Origin of the sequence: Paenibacillus periandrae, from assembly GCF_022458865.1 — a bacterium.
GTDB classification, from domain to species: domain Bacteria; phylum Bacillota; class Bacilli; order Paenibacillales; family NBRC-103111; genus Paenibacillus_S; species Paenibacillus_S periandrae.
Map to the genome: position 1 here is coordinate 38,018 of NZ_JAJNMU010000037.1, position 22,368 is coordinate 60,385.

31 protein-coding genes and 1 pseudogene are annotated in these 22,368 nt (G+C 46.4%); 8 read left to right on the forward strand and 24 right to left on the reverse strand.

The genetic code is table 11. From position 1 onward, the window contains the following. Window positions 1–117: 117 nt before the first annotated feature. The gene (locus tag LRL21_RS45935) at window positions 118–249 is read right to left on the reverse strand and encodes a hypothetical protein (protein WP_275901129.1); all 132 of its coding nucleotides are present in this window, start codon (window positions 247–249) and stop codon (window positions 118–120) included. Between the two features lie 43 nt (window positions 250–292). Continuing rightward, complete coding sequence (locus LRL21_RS39915; RefSeq protein ID WP_240421369.1) at window positions 293–508, reverse strand: MATE family efflux transporter; 216 nt, start codon at window positions 506–508, stop codon at window positions 293–295. Between the two features lie 424 nt (window positions 509–932). Here LRL21_RS39915 and LRL21_RS39920 point away from each other — a divergent pair, with 424 nt between their 5' ends. After that, a complete protein-coding gene (locus LRL21_RS39920; RefSeq protein ID WP_240421370.1) occupies window positions 933–1,088 on the forward strand; it encodes a hypothetical protein in 156 nt (51 codons plus the stop codon). Between the two features lie 510 nt (window positions 1,089–1,598). Here the strand turns inward: LRL21_RS39920 and LRL21_RS39925 are convergent. Next, complete coding sequence (locus tag LRL21_RS39925) at window positions 1,599–2,264, reverse strand: nitroreductase family protein (RefSeq protein WP_240421371.1); 666 nt, start codon at window positions 2,262–2,264, stop codon at window positions 1,599–1,601. Between the two features lie 168 nt (window positions 2,265–2,432). Between LRL21_RS39925 and LRL21_RS39930 the strand changes: the two genes are divergently transcribed. Continuing rightward, a complete protein-coding gene (locus LRL21_RS39930) occupies window positions 2,433–3,029 on the forward strand; it encodes a TetR/AcrR family transcriptional regulator (RefSeq protein ID WP_240421372.1) in 597 nt (198 codons plus the stop codon). A 47-nt stretch (window positions 3,030–3,076) separates the two neighbouring features. Continuing rightward, window positions 3,077–3,208, forward strand: a pseudogene (locus LRL21_RS39935) (ArsR family transcriptional regulator); the annotation flags it as partial. A gap of 133 nt (window positions 3,209–3,341) precedes the next feature. Here LRL21_RS39935 and LRL21_RS46540 read toward each other — a convergent pair. From LRL21_RS46540 to LRL21_RS39955, 5 genes are all read right to left on the reverse strand, one after another. After that, on the reverse strand, window positions 3,342–3,494 hold the full coding sequence (locus LRL21_RS46540; protein ID WP_338044750.1) for a hypothetical protein: 153 nt from the start codon (window positions 3,492–3,494) through the stop codon (window positions 3,342–3,344). Next, window positions 3,419–3,823 carry an NlpC/P60 family protein gene (locus LRL21_RS39940; protein ID WP_240421373.1) on the reverse strand — a complete coding sequence of 135 codons (405 nt, stop codon included), beginning with the start codon at window positions 3,821–3,823 and terminating at the stop codon, window positions 3,419–3,421. Before LRL21_RS39940 ends, LRL21_RS46540 begins: the two co-directional genes overlap by 76 nt. Before the next feature lie 43 nt (window positions 3,824–3,866). After that, window positions 3,867–4,508, reverse strand: a complete 642-nt coding sequence (locus tag LRL21_RS39945) for a LuxR C-terminal-related transcriptional regulator (RefSeq protein WP_240421374.1) — start codon at window positions 4,506–4,508, stop codon at window positions 3,867–3,869. Window positions 4,509–4,599: 91 nt separating this feature from the next. Beyond that, on the reverse strand, window positions 4,600–5,313 hold the full coding sequence (locus LRL21_RS39950; protein WP_240421375.1) for a phosphatase: 714 nt from the start codon (window positions 5,311–5,313) through the stop codon (window positions 4,600–4,602). A 38-nt stretch (window positions 5,314–5,351) separates the two neighbouring features. Beyond that, window positions 5,352–5,873 (reverse strand): hypothetical protein, encoded by a 522-nt coding sequence (locus LRL21_RS39955; protein ID WP_240421376.1) that lies wholly within the window; start codon window positions 5,871–5,873, stop codon window positions 5,352–5,354. Between the two features lie 70 nt (window positions 5,874–5,943). Here LRL21_RS39955 and LRL21_RS39960 point away from each other — a divergent pair, with 70 nt between their 5' ends. After that, the gene (locus LRL21_RS39960; RefSeq protein ID WP_240421377.1) at window positions 5,944–6,180 is read left to right on the forward strand and encodes a hypothetical protein; all 237 of its coding nucleotides are present in this window, start codon (window positions 5,944–5,946) and stop codon (window positions 6,178–6,180) included. Window positions 6,181–6,418: 238 nt separating this feature from the next. On the opposite strand, the gene LRL21_RS39965 is transcribed toward LRL21_RS39960, so the two are convergent. From LRL21_RS39965 to LRL21_RS40010, 11 genes are all read right to left on the reverse strand, one after another. Beyond that, window positions 6,419–7,489: a succinylglutamate desuccinylase/aspartoacylase family protein gene (locus LRL21_RS39965; RefSeq protein WP_240421378.1), complete on the reverse strand. Its 1,071-nt coding sequence runs from the start codon at window positions 7,487–7,489 to the stop codon at window positions 6,419–6,421. 28 nt (window positions 7,490–7,517) lie between these two features. After that, window positions 7,518–8,339 (reverse strand): carbohydrate ABC transporter permease, encoded by an 822-nt coding sequence (locus LRL21_RS39970; RefSeq protein WP_240421409.1) that lies wholly within the window; start codon window positions 8,337–8,339, stop codon window positions 7,518–7,520. Window positions 8,340–8,357: 18 nt separating this feature from the next. Beyond that, window positions 8,358–9,227: a carbohydrate ABC transporter permease gene (locus LRL21_RS39975; RefSeq protein WP_240421379.1), complete on the reverse strand. Its 870-nt coding sequence runs from the start codon at window positions 9,225–9,227 to the stop codon at window positions 8,358–8,360. Between the two features lie 7 nt (window positions 9,228–9,234). Then, complete coding sequence (locus tag LRL21_RS39980; RefSeq protein WP_240421380.1) at window positions 9,235–10,302, reverse strand: ABC transporter ATP-binding protein; 1,068 nt, start codon at window positions 10,300–10,302, stop codon at window positions 9,235–9,237. A 13-nt stretch (window positions 10,303–10,315) separates the two neighbouring features. Next, window positions 10,316–11,623 carry an ABC transporter substrate-binding protein gene (locus tag LRL21_RS39985; protein WP_240421381.1) on the reverse strand — a complete coding sequence of 436 codons (1,308 nt, stop codon included), beginning with the start codon at window positions 11,621–11,623 and terminating at the stop codon, window positions 10,316–10,318. Window positions 11,624–11,637: 14 nt separating this feature from the next. Next, entirely contained in the window at window positions 11,638–12,378 is a 741-nt protein-coding gene (locus LRL21_RS39990; RefSeq protein WP_240421382.1) for an MBL fold metallo-hydrolase, read from the reverse strand. A 75-nt stretch (window positions 12,379–12,453) separates the two neighbouring features. After that, window positions 12,454–13,128, reverse strand: a complete 675-nt coding sequence (locus LRL21_RS39995) for an NAD(P)-dependent oxidoreductase (protein WP_338044752.1) — start codon at window positions 13,126–13,128, stop codon at window positions 12,454–12,456. After that, window positions 13,098–13,415, reverse strand: coding sequence for a Rossmann-fold NAD(P)-binding domain-containing protein (locus LRL21_RS46545; RefSeq protein WP_338044751.1), 318 nt, complete (start codon window positions 13,413–13,415; stop codon window positions 13,098–13,100). Before LRL21_RS46545 ends, LRL21_RS39995 begins: the two co-directional genes overlap by 31 nt. A 43-nt stretch (window positions 13,416–13,458) precedes the next feature. Continuing rightward, entirely contained in the window at window positions 13,459–14,370 is a 912-nt protein-coding gene (locus tag LRL21_RS40000) for a sugar phosphate isomerase/epimerase family protein (protein ID WP_240421383.1), read from the reverse strand. Beyond that, window positions 14,367–15,416: a threonine aldolase family protein gene (locus LRL21_RS40005; protein WP_240421384.1), complete on the reverse strand. Its 1,050-nt coding sequence runs from the start codon at window positions 15,414–15,416 to the stop codon at window positions 14,367–14,369. The genes LRL21_RS40000 and LRL21_RS40005 overlap by 4 nt, the downstream gene beginning before the upstream one ends. Window positions 15,417–15,458: 42 nt before the next feature. Further along, window positions 15,459–16,217, reverse strand: a complete 759-nt coding sequence (locus tag LRL21_RS40010) for an HpcH/HpaI aldolase family protein (protein WP_240421385.1) — start codon at window positions 16,215–16,217, stop codon at window positions 15,459–15,461. A 158-nt stretch (window positions 16,218–16,375) separates the two neighbouring features. Between LRL21_RS40010 and LRL21_RS40015 the strand changes: the two genes are divergently transcribed. Beyond that, complete coding sequence (locus LRL21_RS40015; protein WP_240421386.1) at window positions 16,376–17,293, forward strand: LysR family transcriptional regulator; 918 nt, start codon at window positions 16,376–16,378, stop codon at window positions 17,291–17,293. A 75-nt stretch (window positions 17,294–17,368) separates the two neighbouring features. Here LRL21_RS40015 and LRL21_RS40020 read toward each other — a convergent pair whose 3' ends face one another. The 3 genes from LRL21_RS40020 to LRL21_RS40030 form a co-directional block, all read right to left on the reverse strand. Further along, entirely contained in the window at window positions 17,369–17,662 is a 294-nt protein-coding gene (locus LRL21_RS40020) for a type 2 periplasmic-binding domain-containing protein (protein ID WP_240421387.1), read from the reverse strand. A 112-nt stretch (window positions 17,663–17,774) separates the two neighbouring features. Continuing rightward, window positions 17,775–18,815: a threonine aldolase family protein gene (locus tag LRL21_RS40025; RefSeq protein WP_240421388.1), complete on the reverse strand. Its 1,041-nt coding sequence runs from the start codon at window positions 18,813–18,815 to the stop codon at window positions 17,775–17,777. A gap of 21 nt (window positions 18,816–18,836) precedes the next feature. Continuing rightward, a complete protein-coding gene (locus LRL21_RS40030; protein ID WP_240421389.1) occupies window positions 18,837–19,100 on the reverse strand; it encodes an aldolase/citrate lyase family protein in 264 nt (87 codons plus the stop codon). Between the two features lie 250 nt (window positions 19,101–19,350). Here LRL21_RS40030 and LRL21_RS40035 point away from each other — a divergent pair, with 250 nt between their 5' ends. Beyond that, window positions 19,351–20,250, forward strand: a complete 900-nt coding sequence (locus tag LRL21_RS40035; RefSeq protein WP_240421390.1) for a LysR family transcriptional regulator — start codon at window positions 19,351–19,353, stop codon at window positions 20,248–20,250. A 195-nt stretch (window positions 20,251–20,445) separates the two neighbouring features. Here the strand turns inward: LRL21_RS40035 and LRL21_RS40040 are convergent, their stop codons facing one another. Both LRL21_RS40040 and LRL21_RS40045 read right to left on the reverse strand, forming a co-directional pair. Next, the gene (locus LRL21_RS40040; RefSeq protein ID WP_240421391.1) at window positions 20,446–20,919 is read right to left on the reverse strand and encodes an extracellular solute-binding protein; all 474 of its coding nucleotides are present in this window, start codon (window positions 20,917–20,919) and stop codon (window positions 20,446–20,448) included. A gap of 195 nt (window positions 20,920–21,114) precedes the next feature. Next, complete coding sequence (locus LRL21_RS40045; RefSeq protein WP_240421392.1) at window positions 21,115–21,360, reverse strand: hypothetical protein; 246 nt, start codon at window positions 21,358–21,360, stop codon at window positions 21,115–21,117. Window positions 21,361–21,623: 263 nt separating this feature from the next. Between LRL21_RS40045 and lepB the strand changes: the two genes are divergently transcribed. Then, window positions 21,624–21,998 carry a signal peptidase I gene (lepB, locus tag LRL21_RS40050; RefSeq protein WP_240421393.1) on the forward strand — a complete coding sequence of 125 codons (375 nt, stop codon included), beginning with the start codon at window positions 21,624–21,626 and terminating at the stop codon, window positions 21,996–21,998. Between the two features lie 19 nt (window positions 21,999–22,017). After that, complete coding sequence (locus tag LRL21_RS40055) at window positions 22,018–22,338, forward strand: hypothetical protein (protein ID WP_240421394.1); 321 nt, start codon at window positions 22,018–22,020, stop codon at window positions 22,336–22,338. Window positions 22,339–22,368: the final 30 nt, after the last annotated feature.

Sequence of the window (22,368 nt, forward strand, 5' to 3'; positions counted from 1 at the left end):
CATTGTCTTTGTCATATCGCGCTAGCTTATTGTCAAAAGCAATTATCGTCGGTACAGTTCACGTGTATCCCCTAACAAATCGAATCCGTTTCTCTATTATACCTCTTAAGAAAGCTACTACCCTTTGACAACTCCAACCACAATGCCTTTGACAAAATAACGCTGCAAGAACGGATAGATAAGCAAAACAGGGATCATGGCCGCTACCAGTTTGGCGGCATTCAATGTTTTATCCGTTATTTTCATCATTTGTTCCAATTGCTCCTGAGTTAGCTTTGCCGTTGCTGTAGGATCAAGCGCTACCGATCACTGTGCTGTACATAGGGCTTTTGGTATCACCTGCACCTTGTAGAGCCCCAGCAATAACGAGACTTATCGCCAAAAATGGCTGTGCAAAAGCGTCAATCCGGAGCGCTGTCGTCACCATCTCAATGACATTGGCTTGGCCGGTAAACCAGGTAGTCGCTAAAGGAGAAAACATAAATAATAGGATACCGATAAAAGACATGAAACAACGGCGATTCCAGCGGTCAACATACCGTAACGATAAGCATCCTCTCGTCGATTGGCCCCTAAATTCTGCCCTACCAAGATAGTGGCTGCCATAGTGGCAACGTTTTTATTTGCTTTGTTGTTATCTCTTAAGATTTATCCAATTAATGCTATTGTTTGATCTCCGATTGGAGTTCCGTGATCCGGCAGGTCAAATGTTGTTTCTGCTGTCTAAAGAAAATAAAGTAGACTGACGATGCTTCATTAAGCTACGGGCAGCATACCGCAACAATATTCTTCCATTTCCGTTAATATAACAAAGGGGTGAAACACGGTATAGCTCGGGAATTGCTATTTGTCCATCGCCATGATGACTTGACTAGGCTAGAGGAATATTTTATATTTGGTTGGTCAACCAAATAAGTCGGAAAGGAGGAAGTATGATTACAGAGCCGTTAAATAATCGGGATCTCATTATCGCCAAGACGCATGATCTGTTGAAAGCTGCTACTGGTTATGAATATGAGGAAATTAAAACTATCGTCGAAGAGGACAAAAATGGAAAAAAGCGGCTCAGGTGCAACGCTTTCGATTGACGATGCACTGTTCCTTCACTTCGCTGCGTCCGCTTGGGACGAACCCATGGGCTTTCCCCCTTAATACTTCACAATACGCAAAAGACACGCTTGAATCGGCGTGTCTTATATGTTCGTTTTGGTGGAGCCAAGGGTTAGAATTCCTGACCTCATCACTACCAGCGAAACATCCTCCCACTGAAAAACGCCCTGCATATTATTTTCTTGTAATCGGCCACGCCGTGTTCCCCAACTGAGCTAAGTCTCCTAAAACTTCATCAACATAACATTTGAGCGATACTGTCACATCTCATTTTCGAACCATTAATATGACCGGCTCCACATGAGGCCATTCTGTACCATTATTGATTGTTTTGATCTATTAGCTCATGAAATGGCTTAAATGAAACAAATTGGTCAATCGTTTGAATCGTTCTCTGTTATCCATTTAACCGCACTTAGCAGCACTATCTATCGATAGCGTTGTTAAGCGCGGTTTTTCAAAATTTATTAAATTTCAGAGTGCACAGTTTATTGTACTCCAAGTATTTCATTATAGAAGGCTATATCCGTGATTGGCAACCTCACAGTCGGATGACCGGGTTTTGCTGCTTTACCGACGGCAATAAGCATAACGGATACATACCGGTCGGGAATAGTGAAAGTTTCCACGAACTTCATCTTGTCGTAACCGCCCATCGGGACGGTGTCATAGCCTTTGGCTCGGGCGGCAAGCATGAACTGCATAGCAGCCATCCCGCAATCGGCAAGTACGATGCGGCTAATCTCCTCTAAAGGCATGTTTGTGTACATGTTCTTATAACGCTCAACGAAAGATTTTGCCGTCTCCTCCGACATGAACCCTGCATCGACGGCTTGACCATAAATCTTCCCGGCCAACGTAACACATTCTAAGTCCCCAAGAACGGCGACGACGGCTGAGGCCTCAATCACTTGCTGCTGGTTGAACGCGATTGGATACAGCTTTTGCTTCAGTTCCGGCGAGTCGATGACGAGAAATCGCCATGGCTGCAAGTTGGCGGCTGAAGGAGCGAGGGAGGCTTGCTGCAAGATTTCGTTCAAATCCTCCCGAGAAATCTTGGCTTCGGCATCATAGTGTCGAACAGATCGGCGTTCCCGAATGACATCGAAAAAGAGAGGCTGCTGTAGCGTTTGAGACGAATGTAAAACGGACATGGATATTCCTCCTGTTGATCTATTGTTTAATCGGCAATAGTTATTTAAACAACGCGCGTTGTTTTATTATGTTATACTAACAACAGAACGCCTGCAATCATCAATACATGCAAAGCGTAGCATTGACAACATCTTGTCGATTCTGTCGTTCTGCCTGGGAGGTCGAACATGATCACATCAAAAAATCAAGCCGATCCACGCGTGAAGCGTACGCGTCAGCTCCTGCAAGATGCTTTTTCTTTATTAATTCAAGAGAAGGACTTTGAGTCGATAACCGTCAAAGATATTGCCGAAAAGGCCACTGTAAACCGAGCGACTTTTTATGCGCACTTTACCGACAAATTCGAAATCCTCGAGTCCAAAATAACGGAGTCCTTTATGGCTATTGTGGATCGCAGACTGAGCGGGCATTCGCGATTTAGTGAAGAAACGATGCAGCTTCTTTTTCTGGCTGTTTGCGATTTCCATCAAGATTTGAGCGCCTTATGCAGAAGAAGCTATCGGTCGCTAGGGTCTATTTTTGAAATTCAAATTAAGGAAAAAATACAGGTACTGATTCTATCCATGATGACGAATGATAAGATGCCCATAAAGACAAACGAGCAATTCATCATGAACACTGCTGCGGTTATGTTAAGTTGGGGAATGTATGGGGCAGCTTATAATTGGAATAGTGAGGGGCGCCAAATCAGTGCGGAATCATTCGTTGCAGAGAGCATGCCTTTGGTGATGAACGGATTCAAACAATTAATGGAGCAGGTTTAATGGCAAGTACTGTCTAATGAAACTCGTGTGCAAATTTTGGGCCTCAATTGTATTTGTCGTCGGATTCCGATTTCAGAGGAGGGATATGCGTATGAAGCATACAGGAGAAAACGGGACTGGCCCAATCCGTCGTTTCCAACTATTTGCTGCTAATGAAGAAAGCCGGGCTGCTCGAATCCCGGTGTTACAGACAAGGGTATAATGGATTTGTTTAAGCTGGTGCTTGAACAAAGAGATATTAAAGAAGTACTTTAGAGGAGCATATTCTCGAAAGCCGAGCGACTTCCGAGCATTCAGAGATTACATCTTTGATCATGATTTATTCGCATTATTTAACCCTGGTCTTCCAAACATCACTTGCTTGTCCAAATCGAACAGATTACGGTACACTACTTGTCCCCGACTTGAGGAAGCATCCACCACCTTGCCCTCCCCAGCATAAATTCCAACGTGTGTAATATCCATAAACCTGCCATTACGCTCGTAGCTCCAAAATATAAGATCGCCTGGAACCAAGTCTGCCGGCTTACTGTCAGGTCATTTTCTACGCAAAATCTTGCTTGTTCCGCTGCGGTTCGTGGTAGGTTAATGCGCAGCTGCCGATAAACCCATTGAACGAGATAGCTGCAGTCTGTAAAGTCATCCTGTCCGGCCTTCGGTTGGCTGTACGGATCACCTAAACGAGTGAGCGCCAATTTGACGACTTCGCTGCCTAGTTCTCCTTCGGGCAAATGCTGCTCAACATCCACAAGTTGTCCCGGCGTCAAGCCAATATTCGTTTCTTTCCCAAACATCACTAATATGAGTGGCCGAAACTCCCCAGACGTAATATGCAAACTATGAGTAGGGATATCCCCTACTTTTGCCCCGTCTCACAGCCTCTCTTCCGGACTTGCCGCCGATTTTTTTGATCAACCCGCGCACATGGAACTTAACTGAGTTTAGGGTTACGTTCAATGCTTCCGCGATTTGTTTTCTCGTATAGCCCTGAATCAGAAGATCCAGTACTAGCTTTTCAGAGGGAGTAAGCATCCGTTGCAGTTCCGCTTGTCGTAGACGGCTTACTTCCTGCCGAAGCAGCGCTGCGGCGGACGGATGAATCGAAATTTGATTCCGGTGCGCTTCCCAGATGGCATTTGGGATGTCCTTATAGCTGGCTTTATCTACGATGTTCAGCACTCCGATCGTAAAGGCATCGAGAATCGCCTCCCTCTCGTCCATTGAGGTTAGCAAAATGAGCCGGATCGGCTTGACCGCCAGCAGTTCCATCGCTATTTCCAACCCCGCATAGAAAGGCGTAATCAATTCGAAGCCAAGTACCCCAACACTGAGCGGCTCCTGCAGCAGCAACCGTTTTGCTTCCTTCCCGATGTTTGCAGGGTGTATGATAAAATCCGGTTGGATTCGTAGAAACGAGGCTAATTCGTTCAAACAGATGTCGTGATCGGATACGAGTAATACATGTATGGGTTCGGTCATCCTATTCTCCTCAATATTTGCCCAGATAAAACCGGACACCACCCTAAGGGCAAAGTCCGGCTCCAGGCGGGGCACTAGCCGCACAATCCATTCAGTTGAATGATTGCCTTGTTACCCGTGAAGCAACGCTTTTCTTGCTCAGCATGTTATTGCGAAATCGCTTCTTCTCTTTTATCGCCTCGACGCTTTGAATACCTAAACTCTGCGACCCCAGCGGACTCTTCTTGTCACCATAGAAGCCATGAAAATTCGATCCACCCGTCATAACCAACTCATACTCATGAGCCAGCGCCCGAGCTCTAGCCTCATCCAACGGGCTATGGTCCGGGTGCCTTACCTCGATGCCCATTAGTCCGGCCTCTACCCATTCCGGCACCGCGTCGTAATTGTCCATCTGCCCAGGGTGCGCAAGCACCGGAATACCTCCCGCGGCAAGAATGGTGCGGATCGCGTCGAACGCATCCACATAGGTCAGTGGTACATACGCGATGCTCGGTTCCTTGCCTTCTCCATTGCCCGCAAACAACTGCCTGTACAGCTGGCTGTAGATAGCGTCGGTGTAGCCGCGGTCGATCAGCGCATGCATAATATGCTGCTTGTACACGCCGGTCCCGCCTTCCGCATACGCCTCAACCTGCTCCCAATCGATGTTATAGCCCGCTTCCCGAATCCGTTCGACCATGATCCGGCAGGCCTCGTGCCGGGCTATTCGCAGAGGCGCACACAACTCCTCAATCGCCGGGTGGTTCGGCTCCACATAAAAGCCGAGAAGATGCACGCGTCTCCCGCGCTTACCGACGCTCATATGAAACCGTTAGCTCATTTTCCTCGCGCCGTCGTCACTCACTTGATGAGTTGGAGCGCCTCTTCCAATCGGGCGGCTTCGCGGATCAGCTCATCGACATGTCGCGCGGTCTCGGAGGCGCCGGTCTTACCGATGAAAAAGAAATGGCCGCCCGGAACATGCCGGGTGAGGCGCTGTGGAATTGAATCCATGAGTGTCCTCAGCTCGCTCCAAGCCGCTTGCGACACGGCATGAACATCAACACCGGAGAGCATGCCGAACCAAATGGCTGAAACCGTGTAGAACGCCCAAGATACCCTGTCCGTAAGCACATGCCTTGCATCGGACGGGCTTGTGGGCGCGATGGCGGCGCAAATCGGAAAATGCGCATAGTCGAACGGGCCGACATCGTCGACGGCCGACTCCAAGGAGTTGACCCGAACGCCGCCCTGCAGTCGCTCCACCTCGCCGCGAAACTGTATAGAGTGATTACAGCGGTAAAAGCGTGCGTACTCCTCGCGGGAAATGACCGGCTCATCTTCTGCATGTCCGATGGCCTCTATCTCATCGGCCCACGCCACGGGCCGCACCCTACCATCGCTATCCCACAGCCCTTGGGAAGTCAGCGGATCTCCGCCGGGTTGACGAGGCATGAGCCCTGGCAACGGCGGCGTGGCAGCCAGCGAAATAAAGCAGGCCACCTCCAATCCCGAAGTGCGGGCAGCCCGGGCGAATCGGCCGACCACTTTGCCGGCCATACTCCAGCCCAAAATAACGATCCTCGGGGATAAGCCATTCTTCGTTATAACATCGGCGGCTGCAGAGGCCAAGGTGCTTCCCCAGTCCGATACCGACATTTCCGGATACAAACGCTTGAACACGGGATAATCCGAAGGATACGAAACGGCGAGCAAGCCGTACCCGTGCTTTTCGAGCCAATAATCAAGGAAATGGTGTCGGTTTGCGCCGCCGTGTCCGTACGAAACGCGCGCAAGATGTCCACCGCCGGGGACGAAGATAACCAGCGGCTTGTCCCTTGATCCCGCCCGATAATAAGTCAGATACGGAAAGCCTGCTCCTTCGCTTAAGGTCTCGCCCTCTAACCATACAGACTGTGTCATTATAATCACTCTTCCCATGGAACAGCAAGCATGAAGAGGCTGTCGCCCAAAACGGTTTGGGCGATCGACCGTATGGAGAAAACGATGCCGCTGTCGCCGAATACGGCGACTTCCGGCTCCCGCCATGGTGTATCAGGAAAGTGGATCGCTCCTGCAGGTTGTCCCGCGCTCACCCGATCACCAAGCTCGACATAGGGCTCGAAAACACCGGAAGCAGCCGCATATACATACTTTCGGGTGGGAAGACGGGTATAGAGCTGCGACAGCGGAGGCGCCGGAACATCGGTGAGCGGCTTGCGTACGACGCCGATGTCGAACAGGATTCGGGCCAAGCCTTGTTCGGCGAGGCGCAATGCTTCAACCGAAACACGCCCGGCACCGCCGAGCTCGGTGGACATGTGGGTGACTCCGGCTCGCACGCAGGCGCCGTACATCTTCTGGTCGTTGCCCAGAAGCCCTTTATTCACAACACTCATCGGCATGCCGAATATGTTCAGAAAATGAAGCGACCGCTCGAACTTGGCGCGATCCGAACAATAATAAACATGCGCGGAAGGCAGAAAATCGTCAGAGGCGCCCCCGGAATGAAACTCAAACACATGATCGACCTTGGGCAGAAGAACGCTTTCGACAAAATGAGCGATCTTCGAGGTCGGGGACCCGTCAGGGTTGCCGGGGAACAGCCGATTCAGGTTGCCGCCATCGAGCGGCGAGACGCGCCGGCCGGCGTAAGCCGCCGGGGCGTTGACAGCTGGCAGGATGATGATTTGCCCTTGCACGTCTTCCGCACGAAGCCTGCGCAATAGTTTCATCAGCATGACCTGGCCTTCGTATTCGTCCCCATGATTGCCTGCCGTCAGGAGAACGCGAGGGCCGACACCGTTTTTTACAACGGCGACGGGGATCGGAATCCAATAAGCTCCGTGTTCGTGCGTAGAATGAGGCAACCGGAAATAGCCAAACGTTTTGCCTTCTGCGTCGAGATCGATATCCGTCCAAATCCGGGATGCTCCTCCCGGATATTCTTCCGTCGAAGCCGCGGATCGGCCCGTTTTCAATTCATAGGAATGCGTCATTTGCAAATTCTTCCTCTCTGGACGTCGTCTATTTAATTCCAAAATATACAAAGGCGTTAATGATATGCTTGCGGGCGATCAGGAAAACGATAAGAATTGGAATAACCAGCATCATATTGCCTGCCATCAAAACATTCCAGCTAACCGAACCTTCAGCTTCGCGGATAGCAGCAACCCCGACAGGCAGCGTTCGAGTTGCGGCAGAGTTGGTCATCACAAGCGGCCAAAAATAGTCGTTCCAGTGCGAGATAAAGCTAAGTAAAGCAAACGTTGCTAATGTCGGCTTCGCCATCGGGACCATGATTTTGCGAATAACCTTCCATTCACTCGCATAGTCTAATCGGGCCGCCTCCAGCAATTCTTCGGGAACTTGCTTAAATGCTTGCCTCAGCATAAATATACCAAGCGCGCTTGATGCAAAAGGTAATATTAGAGCGAATAAAGTATTCACCATCCCCCAATCGCTGAATAACAGATAGACCGGAAGAAAAATCAATTGGGTTGGGATCATCAACGTGACTAATGTAAGGGCAAACAGAAGATTGCTACCTTGAAACCGGTATCGGGCGAACGCATAAGCTGCGGGAATAATCGTGAGAAATTGCAGCAGCAATATGCATACTGATACGATTATGCTATTTAGGATATATTGCAGAAACGGACCTGATTGCCATGCCTTCGCATAATTTTCCCACATCATCTTGTCCGGCAGCCATTTTGGCGGAAATACGAGGGTTTCGGGTAAGCTCTTGAACGATGTGGAGGCCATCCATAGAAACGGTATCGCGAACACGGCGCATATCAAGAGACCTGCAGAAAGCCTCGGGATACTTCTCACATATTGACGGATCTTCAGCAAAGCTATCACCTACCTGTAATGGACTCGTTTTTCCAAAAACTTAAAATGTAACAGCGTGAGAACAGAAATAATGACCAGCAGTACGACACCGGCTGCGGAAGCATACCCGATCTTAAAATATTTAAAACCATTTTCGTAAATATAAAAAACGAGCGTGTTGGTCGAATTGACCGGTCCTCCTTGCGTCATAATGGATATCGTCTCAAATACCTGAAACGAATTGATGGTTCCGATAATCATCAAAAAAAACAGCGTCGGGGACAGCATTGGCATTGTAATTTTGTAAAAGGATCTCCATAACGGAGTTTTATCCAAGTCGGCCGCCTCGTAAATCTCCTTAGGGATGCTTTGCAAACCAGCCAGCAATATTAAAGAATAAAAACCGACTTGCTTCCAAACCCCTACTAGGATAAGCGAAAATAAGGAAGTGTGCGAGTCCCTTAACCACTGAAGTGCGGGCAGCCCTACAGATTCTAAAATTCCGTTTAATAGCCCGTATTGCGGATCCATGAGCCACATCCAAAGAATAGCTACAGATACCATAGAGATAATATGCGGACTAAAAACCGTCCCTTGAAGAATCCCGGAAAAGACGCCGGGCTTGTTCATCCATAACGCTAATAGAAGGGCCAGACACATGTTTAAAGCGATGGTAGAGAAGGTATAAATGAAAGAGTTGCTCAATACCTGCAAAAATAGCTCGTCTTGCAGCAAATCGATAAAGTTTTGCAGCCCGACAAACGGTTTCGTCGCACTCAAAAAATCCCACTGGGTTGAGCTTAAATAAACCATATAAACGATAGGATAGATGTAAAATGCGATAAAGATGACGATAGCCGGAACAATCATGAGATAGGGGTATATTCTTTTCCCAAACATTTTGCCACTACCCCCTTACAGGCTCGTCCAAAGCGTGAACATCGCCCATTCTTTCCATTTTCCGCCCCTGCTCATCAAAGAAATGGAGGTCGCTAAGAGCGACAAACAGCTGGACCACAGATGAAGTATGCCTCGGCTTCAGAAAATCTCTGACGAAGATCAGCCCGAACTCAGTCTGAACTTGATATACCGTTTCCGCTCCGAAAACTTGCCGTGTGACGATCACTCCGTCGATGTGCACACCATCCGCTAACTCGCTCGATAATGCCACTTTCTCCGGTCTAAAGCCTACGTAAACGGCTGATTCATGCGGGTTGACAGGAAGAAGCCCGGCAATCCGGCTCTTTTCGATCATATTCATAGGCGGGGTGCCGATAAACTGGGCCGTAAATGCATTTTCCGGTTCGTCGTACACTTGTAACGGATTGCCTTGTTGCATAATTTCACCATGGTTCATCACAACAATATCCTCGCCCATCGACATGGCTTCCAACTGATCATGAGTTACGTAAACGAAAGTGGTGCCCAGCTTTTTGTGAAGCTCTACCAACTCCGTTCGCATGTGCATACGAAGCTTTGCGTCAAGATTCGATAAAGGTTCGTCCATGAGAAACACCTTTGGCTTTTTGATCATTGCCCGGGCCAGAGCAACCCGTTGCCGCTGTCCGCCGGAGAGAGTGTTAGGCTTTTTGTTCAAATAATCCTGCAAACCTACGGTCTCTACGATCTCCTCCACCAATTGTTGCCGTTCCCGCTTCGGAACTTTTTTGTTGATCAAACCAAACTCAATATTTTCCCGGACAGTCATGGTCGGATAGAGGGCGTAGTTTTGAAAGACCATGGCCACGTCCCGCTCACCAGGCGGGACGTGGTTCACACACCGATCTCCGATCCATAGCTCTCCGTTATCCGGTTTTTCCAAACCGGCAATCATGCGCAACGTTGTCGTTTTACCACAACCGGAAGGGCCGAGCAGTACGGTAAAAGAGCCGTCCCTGATCGTCAAATTCAGATTTTCGATAATCGTTCTTTTTTCAAATTGTTTGTTGATGCGCTTCAATACGATTTCGGCCAAGTGAATCTCCTCCTTACTTTTTCAGTATAGCGTTCGATTTCTTGGCTGCCTCATCTAGTGCAGCCTTGGGCGTATAGGAAGGATCCTGCAGCGCTTTTTGAATTTCTGTATTTACAATTTTACCGATTTCATAGTAGGCCAACTCCATAGGCCGCGGTGATGCTAATTCCATTTGATCGGAAGCAACCTTGAACAGATGATTCTTTTTAAACACGTCCTGCATCTCCTGGCTGTTAATCGCGGAATGACGAGTCGGCTGATAACCTGTTATGATGCTCGAAGTAACGGTTTGTTTCGTATCGGTCATCCATTTCATAAATTTCCAAGCCGCTTCCTGTTTGTCTTGCGGCAAATGAGCAAGCATGGCAATATTGCTGCCGAGCGAGGTAGAGCCTTGACTCACTTTAGCCGGCATTAAAGTTGCACCAAGCTCAGCTCCCGCTTGTTGAAAAGCATCCGTCAATGTCGTGATCCAGGAGGAGGATTGAATAAACATGGCTGCCCGCTGGTTCATAAAGTTTTGCTTCACGATGTCAGCCGAATTTTCAGCATACGGCAGATCGGCAACTTTATCCCTGTTCAACTTCATCCAGAATTCAAGAGCCGCAACTCCTTCGGGAGAGTTAAACGACACTTGCTTACCATCGTCTGAAAGCATGCTTCCGCCTGCTTCTTTCACAAAAGATTCAAATCTTGTATAATCAACCACTGCGGTTATTCCGCTGCGCTTGCCCGGAACGTTTAGCTTATGAGCATATTCGGATAGCTCGTCCCAAGTTTTTGGCCCTGCCGGATCGAGCCCCGCTTCTTTAAGCATCGTAGCGTTAAAGTACAGCATATTGGTACTGCGTAAATAAGGGAACGAATAAAACTTGTTATTCACATAAGAATTTCCGAGCATGACGGGTACAAAATCGTTTAGATCTACTTTATCTTTTTGTATAAAGCCCGTCAGATCCTGTAGTATTCCGGATTTGGCAAACGGGCCGGTCGCCAGATTTTCGATTACAGTTACGTCCGGAGCGTTTTTGGCGACAACCGCAGCTTGCAACTTCGCCTGCAGCGCGTTGTAGTCGGCTCCTTGAAACTGAGCCGTCACTTTGACCTCATTTTGCTCGGCGTTAAACTGTTTGACCAATTCTTCGCTTGCCTTGCCGAGGTTTCCGCCGTACGCATACCAGAACGTGATTTCAACCGGTTTTTTCGATGATGTACTCCCGGCCGTTTGCGAAGCGTCTTTTTGCTGCTCAACATTGCCTTGGCAAGCTGTGAAAAATACCAACGATAAAATAAGAGAAGTAATTGCCGCCATTTTTTTCATATTGTCATTCCTCCTTAGATTCGATACTCCGCACCTGGTACAGCAAGATCCACGGTTCCCAGAAAAACTTTGCAAGCATTTTGTCTGTTTTGTTCATTGACATCCATGTCGTCTCTCAGATGGGTCAAAACGAGTCTCCCCACATTGGCCTCCGCAGCAATGGTTCCTGCCTGTTCTCCCGTCATATGACCGGGAAGAGGGTCAAGGAAGGTTGCCTCGCACAACAAAAGATCCGCCCCTTGCGCAAATTGGCTGAATTCCGGAAAATATTCCGAATCCGCTGAATAAACGATCGTTTTGTTGCCGTTCGTTATACGCGGTGCATAACAGGTCATGGAATGGATCGTTTCTTGGAAGGTCATGTGCAATCCTTTGACGACGAGCTCATCCTTAACCCCATACTCGATGATTTCGAACGCTTTGCTAAATCGGTTATCTCCCTCGAATAACACATTGGAAATTTCCGTCAATATGCTCCGGCCATTAAAATCCGGGACAAATAGCTTGATTCTGAGCGAATGTTTGGATAACGTATTGGCCAGTGGAAATAAATCCATATAATGGTCATGATGCATGTGCGAAATCACAATAGCGTCCAGATGCGGCAATACGTTCATGGATTGCAATAGGGGCAATGTTCCTGCACCGCAATCGAGCAAACATGTTGTATGTTGATCACTTACCAAATAAGAAGGAGCCGCCCCTGCCGCATCTAATGGAGCTAACACCCAAGGTCCCAAGATCTGTAAACGCATTTATTACTCTCTCCCTATTTTCCCGCGATAATTCATTTCAAAAATGACTTCCCCGTCAACCAATGAGGTATGGAATTAGCTATTTACCACATTGACAGGGTTTCCACTAAGGAAGGCTTCAAGATTATCTACTGCGATATTCATAAGACGTGCTCTTGATTCTTTTGGAGCCCACGCAATATGAGGCGTGATCAGGCAGTTTATTGCTGTAAGCAGTGGATTATCGGACTTGATTGGTTCTGTTGATACCACATCCAAACCGGCTCCCGCCACTTTTCCACTGTTTAGTGCATCGGCAAGATCCTCCTCGACAACAAGTGGTCTTCTGGAGGTGTTGATAATCATAACTCCAGTTTTCATTTTTGCTATGGTATCTTTATTGATGATACCTTTTGTATTTTCAAAAAGCGGACAATGCAGGCTAATTACATCAGAGACTGCCAGAAGCTCATCAAGTGTTGCGTATTTCAAATTTTCATTTTCCAAAGCCTTATTCTGGCGGCCACCGTAAGCCAGAACTTTCATTCCAAATGCCTGCGCAATTCTTGCAGTCCCCTGGCCGATCCTTCCGAATCCAATAATACCCATAGTCTTGCCTGCAAGTTCAATCAGCGGATAATTCCAGAAGCACCAATCCTGATTGTTTGTCCAATCGCCTCTTCTAACAGCATCGCTGTGCGCGCCGACGTGATGGCATATTTCAAGTAACAGCGCGAATGCTAAAATTGTGAAACCGCATCCGTTCCGTATGTTGGAACGTTTGTTACTTTAACGCCAGCTTCCTTTGCTGCATCAACATCCACTACGTTATAGCCTGTAGACAGAAGGCCTACATACTTTATACCGGGCAGCTTTAAAAAAATTTCTTTGGTTAATGGAGTCTTGTTCGAAAATACAATTTCCGCATCTTCTATTCTCTCAATTATCTTTTCTGCAGGCGTACGATCATAAATCTTTAATTCACCGATTTTCTCCAGCCTATCCCAGGTAGGGTCTCCGGGGTTCAAAGTATACCCATCTAAAACAACAATTTTCATTATGATCTTCTCCTCCCCCCTAAATTAAATAAATTCTATTAATTTACACTCGTGCCCACGCTTCGTTCAGAGTCCTTTTGGCATTTGCTATAACTAGCTCAGAATCTTCATTTCCCCAGGGTTTAACTTCAAAACTTACGATTGGAGGATTCTCAGTGTTAAGAAAGCCGATGCTCAATAACACTCTCAAGTACTCTGTAAGCTCTTTTACATCATTTTCTCCGTTAGGAAATCCGAATCTCGGATGCGTATCCCCATATGCTTCACAGCTGGGATCCTTAATTACTGTATTTCCCATATGAGCATGCACCAGGTAGTCCTTAATAGGTAATATGGACTCTTCACAAGTCTCCCTAATCATTGGAATGTGGCTCAAATCCACCATTAAACCGAAATTATCATATTCTGCTGTTACATCTTCTGCAAATCTTTTTGCCAGATGTGCAGGACCAATGATGCTTTTCTTATCGATATCATAATCAAAAATTTCAAGTACTACTCTCATGTTGCCCTTTGATTTTGCATATTCACAAAGCTCTTTTGTTGATGCCAGCAGGGCCTGATAGGATTGTTCCTTAGTTGCCTCTTCATATTTCCCACTTAAGAAAGCAAATCCCTCTGCTCCTATTTCATAAGCTTCATCAATTCCGTCTTTTAGTGTGCCAACAGCTTTTCTTCTTCCATCTTCATTCAGGTCGTTGATGTTCATTCCTGTTATCAATAACCTGGGTTGTGCACCATAGACTACTGTCATATGGCTGGTCTCAACTATTTTTTTAACCTGTTTTCTTACTTCAGGGTCTTTCATCCAGGTTACTTCAATTGCACCAAAATAGTCATCACATGCTATTTTTTTTACTGTCACTACTATAGGGCCTTCTCCCTTTATAGTTGAAGGATAAGCCATGAAGTGTACGAGACCGGGTTTAAAATACTTATGCATGGATTCATTCATTTTGTACCTCTTCTTTCACTGCAACAGTTGATTTGATCGGCCACTGCCAGCGCCGCCTGTTCGGCATCGCCAGACGAGACGCACTGGTGAAAGACCAGTCGGACCAAATTGTCGGACTTGGCTTTGCCCAGCACACCGCGCAGTGCCAGCTCATCAAGAAATTTTTCGGACGATTGGCCGCTCTGTGAGATATCCAGCATTACAATATTCGTCTGTACCTCTCGGACCAGCTTGGCCGATGGCGCCTTGGCTTTCAAAATTTTTGCAAAAAGCTGCGCGTTTGCGTGGTCCTCTTTCAAGCGCTCCATATTGTTTTGCAATCCGTAGATGCCCGGGGCTGCGATGACACCCGCTTTATGAATAGTTCCACCCAATAGCTTTCTGATTCCTCGCACACGTTCTATCCATGTTTTTTCCCCGCAGAGCAACGATCCCATTGGTGCGCCCAGTCCCTTAAAAAGACAGAACATCACCGAATCTACATGCTGGCACAACTCTCGCGCCGATAGGCCCAGCGCCAAGCAAGCATTGAAGAGGCGTGCGCCATCCAAATGTATGTGGACAGACCGTTTGTGGGCACAAAGAGAAATCTGTTTAAGCGTCTCGGGGGGAATACAAATGCCTCCCGCAAAATTGTGGGTATTCTCCAAACAGATCAGTGAGGGATTATTCCGCTCCATCAGCTGCCCGATGTCCTCCACATCCGGGGTGCCCTGTTGTGTCAGGCGGTAAAAAATCGGAACGCGCCTTCCAAAATCCGGATGAAAGGCAACCCGCTCACTGCGGTATACATGTATATCCGGATCAACAAGCACATGTTCTCCTGGCGCGGTACAGGCGTATACCGCCGCTGTGTTTGCCATGGTGCCTGAGGGAAACAGTATGGCCGCTTGCTTGCCTGTGATGTTGGCGGCTAAACATTCCAGTTCCTTGACCACCTCATCGTCATTAATACCCCCTTGTAACCGGCCTAGCCTCTCTGTGATAATGTTTGCCAGCATGGTGGAGGGTAGTCGGTATGCATTGTCGCTGCGTAAATCAATCACTGTAAATGCTCCTTTTTTCATTAAGCAAATCTGGCCCGGACGTTAAACGTTTGCATTACTCAAAAATGCCGAAGATGAATAAGAAAGCAGCGTTGTCAAATGCGTATAATAATATTTGACGCCTTGCTCCAAACGTCTTGGTGTTATTTCAAGATTTCCCGCCGTACCCGCTATCTTCCCAGACTCTATTATTTTTGAAAAAGCGTCGTCCATAACCTTTTTTACCACAGGATGCCCGGCATCTCCGGGATGTCCGAGAGATTGAGAAAGGTCGGATGGGCCAATAAATAACACGTCAATTCCTTCAACTTTAGCGATAGAATCAAGGTTATCAACAGCTTCCTTGTCCTCAATCTGGACGCAGACCAACAGATCTTGATTAGCCCGTTGGGAATAATCGGTTAAATTGATCCCAAATCCGTAATTGGCAGAGCGTGTTCCCACGGCCAAGCTTCTGTTGCCGATCGGATAGTATTTTACAGCGTTTACGATTTCCTGAGCCTCTGCTGCAGAACTGACATGTGGCGCTTGTATCCCCATCACACCACGATCCATGTATTGCGCGATTAGCTCCGGATCGTTTTTTTGCGGTCTGATGATGGGTGTAATGTTGCTCGCTTCGGCAGCCATTACCATGTATTCAACTGTTTCTAAATTGATGGAACCATGCTCGCAATCAATCAGAACCCAATTGAAGCCTAATTTCCCGGCCATTTCCACAAGCTGTACGGAGGGAATCATAATAGAAACTCCTAATACTGCTTTACCTTCTAGCAATTTTTCTTTCATAGTATTTTTCAAGTCAGTTTACCTCCTTAAAATATCGCTTCTAGCTCCTACTATTTCATGATAGAACGATGCAATTATCCCAGAATTAACACACAGTTAACTCACCGTTAAAATTGGGATAACACTATCTACGTAGTATGTAGATAAAATCTACAATATGGGGGATTTACATGAACTTACAGCAATTAAAAATACTCGTGTTATTGGCAGAACACAAAAAAGTGACTGTTGTTGCCGAAATGCTAAAACTAAAGCATCCAACCGTGATTTTTCATATGAAAAAACTAGAAGCGTACCTGGGTGCAACTTTATTTGAAAAAAGACAAAACCGGATTTTTTTGACTCATGCCGCCACTCTGCTTCTGCCTTACGCTCGCCAAATGGTCTCCAGTGCCGAAGAAGCCGAGGCCGTGCTGCTCAAATCATTACAAAACTTTGAAAATAAAATTACCATCGGGTGTACGGCTACTGTAGGAAAATATTTTCTCCCTCATTTGCTTAACCATTTGCGACAAGCCTTTCCTAATGTGAACGTAGATATTAAGATCGAAAAGTCGGATATTATCGCAACTTTGTTGGCAAGCTTTCAAATTGACTTTGGAATTTTAATGGAGCGTCATATCGAAAGATACGACTTTTCAAAACTCCCCCTCTTTGACGACGTTTACGGTATTGCACTATCCCCGTCTCATCCGCTGGCCAATATCGAATCGATTCATCCCATACAAATCGAAAACGATCGTTGGCTTATTCGTGAGCAAGGAGCACTATCGCGTAAGGTTTTCGATGAGTGGACATTACAGCATAAGTTGAATCTTCATGCAGTTTCAGAGTTCGGAGCATCTGACGCCATAAAGGAGGCGGTTATATCGGGTCTGGGGATCTCCATTATGGATTATTTATCGGTTTTTGAAGAAGTTAAGAAAGATAAGCTTATCTTTAAAAAACTGGAGTCCGTCCCCACTCAAAAATTATGCTTCATTTATAGCAATAAACGCTCCTACAACCTGCAAATGAAACAACTTATAGACTTATTTTCTAATCAGCTTTTGATCCACCAATTAACTAACCTAGTTTTCGAACGTTGAGTTCATGATTTTTGCAAAATGCGTTCGATTTCTTGGCCGCCTCATTCAGCGCTGCCTTGGGTGTTTAGGAAGGATTCAGGAGTGCTTTTTGAATTTCTGAATTAAAATTTTACCGATTTCATAGTAGGCCAACTCCATAAGCCGCGGCGATGCGAACTCCATTTGATCCGAAGCGATCTTGAACAGACGATTCTTTTTAAACACGTCCTGCATCTCTTGACTGTTAATCGCGGAATGACGGGTCGGCTGATAGCCTGTAATGAGGCTCGAAGTAACGGTTTGTTTCGCATCGGTCATCCACTTCATAAATGTCCGTGCCGATTCCTCCTTAGATTCGATATTCATACCGGTGGCTGCAACTCTGGTCACTAATTAAATGCGAGGGTGCCCCTCCTGCCGCATTAAGTGGAATTCTGTGCTTGTGTCCTAATATTTTCAGATTCACTATTATCTTTTCCTCTCCTTTGGCTACATATATCCACTACCAACAGTTGATTTGATCGGCCACCGCCAGCGCTGCCCGTTCGGCATCGCTAGACGAGACGCACTGGTGAAAGGCTAGTCGGACCGAATTGTTGGGCCTGACTTTGCCCAGCACGCCATGCAGTGCCAGCTCATCAAGAAATTTTTCGGACGTTTGGCCACTCTGAGAGATATCCAGCAGTACAAGATTCGTCTGTACCTCTCGGACCAGCTTCGCAGACGGCGCCTTGGCTTTCAAAACTTTTACAAAAAGCTGCGCGTTTGCGTGATCCTCTTTCAAGCGCTCAATATTGTTTTGCAATACGTAGATGCCCGGGGCTGCGATGATACCAGCTTTATGAATGGTTCCGCCCAGCAGCTTTCTGATTTTGCGCGTACGTTCAATCCATGTTTTCTCCCCGCAGAGCACACCTCCTATTGGTGCCCCCAGTCCCTTAGAAAGGCAGATCGCTACTGAATTCACATGTTGGCACAACTCCCGCGCTGGTATACTCAGCGCACAGCTAGCATTGAATAGGCGCGCGCCATCCACATGTATGTGAACAGACCGTTTGTGGGCGTAAAGAGAAATCTCTTTAAGCGCCTCGGGGGGAATACAAACGCCTCCCGTAAAATTGAGGGTATTCTCCAGACAGATCAGCGAGGGATTATTCCGCTCCACCAGTTGCCCGATGTCTTCCACATCTGGGGCGCCCTGTTGTGTCAAACCATAAAAGATCGGGACGCGCCTTCCAAAATCCGGGTGAAAGGCAAAATACTGCCCAAAGCGGTATAGATGCATATCCCGCTCAACCAGCACCTGTTCCCCCGGCGCGGCACAAGCGTACACAGCCGCCAAGTTTGCCATGGTGACTGTGGGAAACAACGCAGCGTCCTGCTTACCAGTTATGTCGCAGGCTAACTGTTGCAGTTCTTTGACCTTCTCATCGTCGTCCATATCCTCCTGCGTCTGCCCGTCGTCGCCCAGCCGCTCCGTGATAATGTTCGCCAGCATAGCAGACGGTATTCTTGCTGCGGTGTCGCTGCGTAAATCAATCATTGTAGATTCTCCCTTTTTTCATTAAGCATATATGGCCCGGACGTCCAATCTTTCAAGATTTCCCGCCGTACCCGCTATCTTCTCAGACTCTATTATTTTTGAAAATGCGTCATTCATAACCTTTTTTACCACAGGATGCCCGGCATCCCCGGGATACCCGAGAGATTGAGAAAGGTCGGATGGACCTATAAATAACACATCAATTCCTTCAACTTTAACGATTGAATCAATCTTCTCAACAGCGTCCTTATGTTGACCAAAACGTAAAAGGTTCCCCGTGGCCACACAACAGCAAGCTTATACTCTTGATCACTTTCCACCAAAATTTTGGTTCACTGTTTTCTTCTCAATTCTTCCCACACTTCCTTTTTCAAAATTAATCGACTATCGGGTTGAAATACGCTTCAAGATCTTGCTATTTCATAATAAAACGATGCAATTATCCCAGAATTAACACTAAGTTAACTCACCGTTAAAATAGGGATAACACTAGATACATACTATGTATATAATATTTACACTATGGGGGATTGACATGAACTTACAGCAATTAAAAATACTCGTGTTCATGGCGGAACATAAAAAAGTGACTGTTGTTGCCGAAATGCTTAAGGTAAAACATCCAAGCGTGCTTTTTCACATGAAAAAATTAGAATCGTTCATGGGTGCAACTTTATTTGAACGTAGACAAAACCGGATTTTTTTGACTCATGCCGCCACTCTACTTCTGCCTTACGCTCGCCAAATGGTTTCCTGTGCAGAAGAAGCCCAAGCCGTCCTGTTGAAATCATTACAAAACTCTGAAAATAAAATCACCATCGGATGCACGGTTAATGTAGGAAAATATATTCTCCCTAATTTCCTTAACCATTTACAACAAGCTTTTCCCCATGTGAACGTAGATATTAAGATCGAAAAGCCGGAAATGATCGCAAGTTTGTTGGCAAGATTTCAAATTGACTTTGGAATTTTAATGGAGTTTCATATCGAAAAATACGACTTTTCAAAACTCCCCCTCCTTGACGATGTATACGGTGTTGTACTATACCCATCTCATCCTCTGGCAAATATCGAATCGATTCATCCCATACAAATCGAAAACGATCGTTGGCTTATTCGTGAGAAAGGAACATTAACGCGTAAAATTTTCAATGAGTGGACTTCACAGCATAAGTTGGATTTTCATGCAGTTTCAGAGTTCGGAGATACTGACGCGATAAAGGAGGCGGTTATGTCGTGTCTGGGGATCTCAATTATGAATTATTTAACGGTTTTTGAAGAAGTTAAGAAAAATAAGCTTATCTTTAAAAAATTAGAGTCCGTCCCCCCTCAAAAATTATGCTTCATCTATAGCAATAAACGCTCCTACAACTTACAAATGAAACAGCTTATAGACTTATTTTCCAATCATCTTTTGATCCCCCAATTAATCTAGATTTCGAACGTTGAGCTCATCATTTTTACAAAAGATAATTGAAAAGGTGCACCAAATCAAGGAAAATGGTATCTGCCAAGACAACCAAAAACCCTTGAGAGGAGCACCTAATGGTGAACAGTATCGTTTTTTATTTTTTTCAATTGTTTGCAAATGTGCTTCAGTACGATTTCCGGCCAAACTCATCTTACTTTTTCAGTATAGCGTTCGATTTCTTGGCTGCCTCATCCAGCGCTGCCTTGGGCGTATAGGAAGGATCCTGCAGCGCTTTTTGAATTTTGTATTTAAGATTTTACCGATTTCATAGTAGGCCAACTCCATAGGCCGTGGCGCTGCGAACTCCATTTGATCCGAAGCGACCTTGAACAGACGATTCTTTTTAAACACATCCTGCATCTCTTGACTGTTAATCGCTGAATGACGGGTCGGCTGATAACCGGTAATGATGCTCGAAGTAACGGTTTGTTTCGTGCCGGTCATCCATTTCATAAATTTCAAGGTCGCTTCCTGTTTGTCTTGCGGCAAATGAGCAAGCATGGCAATATTGCTGCCGAGCGAGGTAGAGCCTTGACTCACTTTAGCCGGCATTAAAGTCGCACCAAGCTCAGCTCCCGCTTGTTGAAAAGCATCCGACAATGTCGTGATCCAGGAGGACGATTGAATAAACATCGCTCCCGTTAGGAGTTCAGTAACTTAACGTTTAGATGTATGTCTAGAATTTCGATAACTTCAGCAATTCCAACTTTCTTTGAGCCTTCCATGAAATACCCTATAACCCCATTTTGAATCCTTTTCGCATGTACTTCTTTCCTCATTTCAGGGAAGAGAATCCACATCAGAGCAGTTCCTTCTAACGGTCACATTTTAAAAGACCGCACCGCTAAAAGCTCGGCCATAATCGTATTTGAAACGGAAAAATACGACAGCCTTGACGCGATAAAGGCCGCCTATCCTGCGCGGGAACAGACGTAAATTAGTTATTGTGCGTTCCTCCACAATATAGTAATATATGGGTATATCCGGAAGCATCGGTATGACGAAGAATCCGCGGAGAAGAACTCTGCGGATTTTTGCGTTGAAGGAGAACACGCGATGAAATATACGTTCCATAACGATACCGCCGCGTTGTACACATGCCTCAATGTCGGGACAATCTGTGCGCGGAATGTAAGCCGGGTCACCGTTTCCGCTGTGGCTGCGAGTTAAAACGAATTCTTCCGACAGAGGCCAGCGTACCGGAAAAACAACGGAAAATGGAAAGCGTTCTTATTCGTATCGCGTTGTGGATCGGCATCGCACATTTGATAGTCTACATAATGGTTAAGTGACTGGCCGTGCTTAATCTACATATATAGCAGAAGGGAATTCATGAAATGGTAACTCAACTTATTATCTCTATTGTAATTATTGTCTCTTCGTTTATCTCCGGTTCAGCTACCCAAGATAAGAAGTATATTAAACGCGTTATTGCGCTCCAAGGCGAAAGAATCAGCGTTAAGGGAGCTAGTGTTTACGTTAACGGTAATCTACTGGAAGAACCGTATTTAAAGGCCGCCGTAGACGCAGCTTCAGCTAAAGAAAAACCGTACAATACTCGTAATTTTCCGGAGAAAACGGTTCCCGACGGTACAGTCTTCGTTATGGGAGATAATCGCTCAAACAGCGCTGACAGCCGGGATATAGGATTCATTAAAAACGATCAGATCATCGGTAAGGTCACGGTAATAAACGGAATAGCGGTTGAATAACGCATAGGAGGTATCGATTATGCGCGTTAATCACATCCGTATCAAAACGAATTGCTCGGCGCATACGGAAATCAACGCAGTAACTACGTGCATCCAATGCGGAGATGGACTGTGCATGAATTGTCATAACGATAATAATCCCGGATTCTGCTACCGTTGTAGCGGACGCCCGGCCGTTATGAAGCGCGTGGAAGAACCGAGTGCGCAAGTAACGCGGGAGAAACGTATTAAGCGGGTGGTAATAATCGTATCTCTAACGATAATCGGCTTAATTTGCGCGTATATAGGTGCGATTGGCTTGTTTTTGTGGTTGGTCCATAAGGGTATGAATTCCGGTTAAACAACGAAGTCCACAAACAAAGGAGGAACC

Bases quoted from the DNA above. Each gene is read 5' to 3' on its own strand.
- LRL21_RS39920 (WP_240421370.1), top strand. From the start codon at position 933: ATGATTACAGAGCCGTTAAATAATCGGGATCTCATTATCGCCAAGACG.
- LRL21_RS46545 (WP_338044751.1), bottom strand. From the start codon at position 13,415: ATGAAAATTGTTGTTTTAGATGGGTATACTTTGAACCCCGGAGACCCT.
- LRL21_RS40015 (WP_240421386.1), top strand. From the start codon at position 16,376: ATGAACTTACAGCAATTAAAAATACTCGTGTTATTGGCAGAACACAAA.
- LRL21_RS39985 (WP_240421381.1), bottom strand. From the start codon at position 11,623: ATGAAAAAAATGGCGGCAATTACTTCTCTTATTTTATCGTTGGTATTT.
- LRL21_RS39990 (WP_240421382.1), bottom strand. From the start codon at position 12,378: ATGCGTTTACAGATCTTGGGACCTTGGGTGTTAGCTCCATTAGATGCG.
- LRL21_RS40040 (WP_240421391.1), bottom strand. From the start codon at position 20,919: ATGTTTATTCAATCGTCCTCCTGGATCACGACATTGTCGGATGCTTTT.
- LRL21_RS39940 (WP_240421373.1), bottom strand. From the start codon at position 3,823: ATGTTTGGGAAAGAAACGAATATTGGCTTGACGCCGGGACAACTTGTG.
- LRL21_RS39960 (WP_240421377.1), top strand. From the start codon at position 5,944: ATGAGCCCTGGCAACGGCGGCGTGGCAGCCAGCGAAATAAAGCAGGCC.
- LRL21_RS39925 (WP_240421371.1), bottom strand. From the start codon at position 2,264: ATGTCCGTTTTACATTCGTCTCAAACGCTACAGCAGCCTCTCTTTTTC.
- LRL21_RS40000 (WP_240421383.1), bottom strand. From the start codon at position 14,370: ATGAATGAATCCATGCATAAGTATTTTAAACCCGGTCTCGTACACTTC.
- LRL21_RS40055 (WP_240421394.1), top strand. From the start codon at position 22,018: ATGCGCGTTAATCACATCCGTATCAAAACGAATTGCTCGGCGCATACG.
- LRL21_RS45935 (WP_275901129.1), bottom strand. From the start codon at position 249: ATGATGAAAATAACGGATAAAACATTGAATGCCGCCAAACTGGTAGCG.
- LRL21_RS40025 (WP_240421388.1), bottom strand. From the start codon at position 18,815: ATGATTGATTTACGCAGCGACACCGCAGCAAGAATACCGTCTGCTATG.
- LRL21_RS40035 (WP_240421390.1), top strand. From the start codon at position 19,351: ATGAACTTACAGCAATTAAAAATACTCGTGTTCATGGCGGAACATAAA.
- LRL21_RS39965 (WP_240421378.1), bottom strand. From the start codon at position 7,489: ATGACGCATTCCTATGAATTGAAAACGGGCCGATCCGCGGCTTCGACG.
- LRL21_RS39950 (WP_240421375.1), bottom strand. From the start codon at position 5,313: ATGAGCGTCGGTAAGCGCGGGAGACGCGTGCATCTTCTCGGCTTTTAT.
- LRL21_RS46540 (WP_338044750.1), bottom strand. From the start codon at position 3,494: ATGGATATTACACACGTTGGAATTTATGCTGGGGAGGGCAAGGTGGTG.
- LRL21_RS39975 (WP_240421379.1), bottom strand. From the start codon at position 9,227: ATGTTTGGGAAAAGAATATACCCCTATCTCATGATTGTTCCGGCTATC.
- LRL21_RS40045 (WP_240421392.1), bottom strand. From the start codon at position 21,360: ATGGAACGTATATTTCATCGCGTGTTCTCCTTCAACGCAAAAATCCGC.
- lepB (WP_240421393.1), top strand. From the start codon at position 21,624: ATGGTAACTCAACTTATTATCTCTATTGTAATTATTGTCTCTTCGTTT.
- LRL21_RS39915 (WP_240421369.1), bottom strand. From the start codon at position 508: ATGTCTTTTATCGGTATCCTATTATTTATGTTTTCTCCTTTAGCGACT.
- LRL21_RS39945 (WP_240421374.1), bottom strand. From the start codon at position 4,508: ATGACCGAACCCATACATGTATTACTCGTATCCGATCACGACATCTGT.
- LRL21_RS39930 (WP_240421372.1), top strand. From the start codon at position 2,433: ATGATCACATCAAAAAATCAAGCCGATCCACGCGTGAAGCGTACGCGT.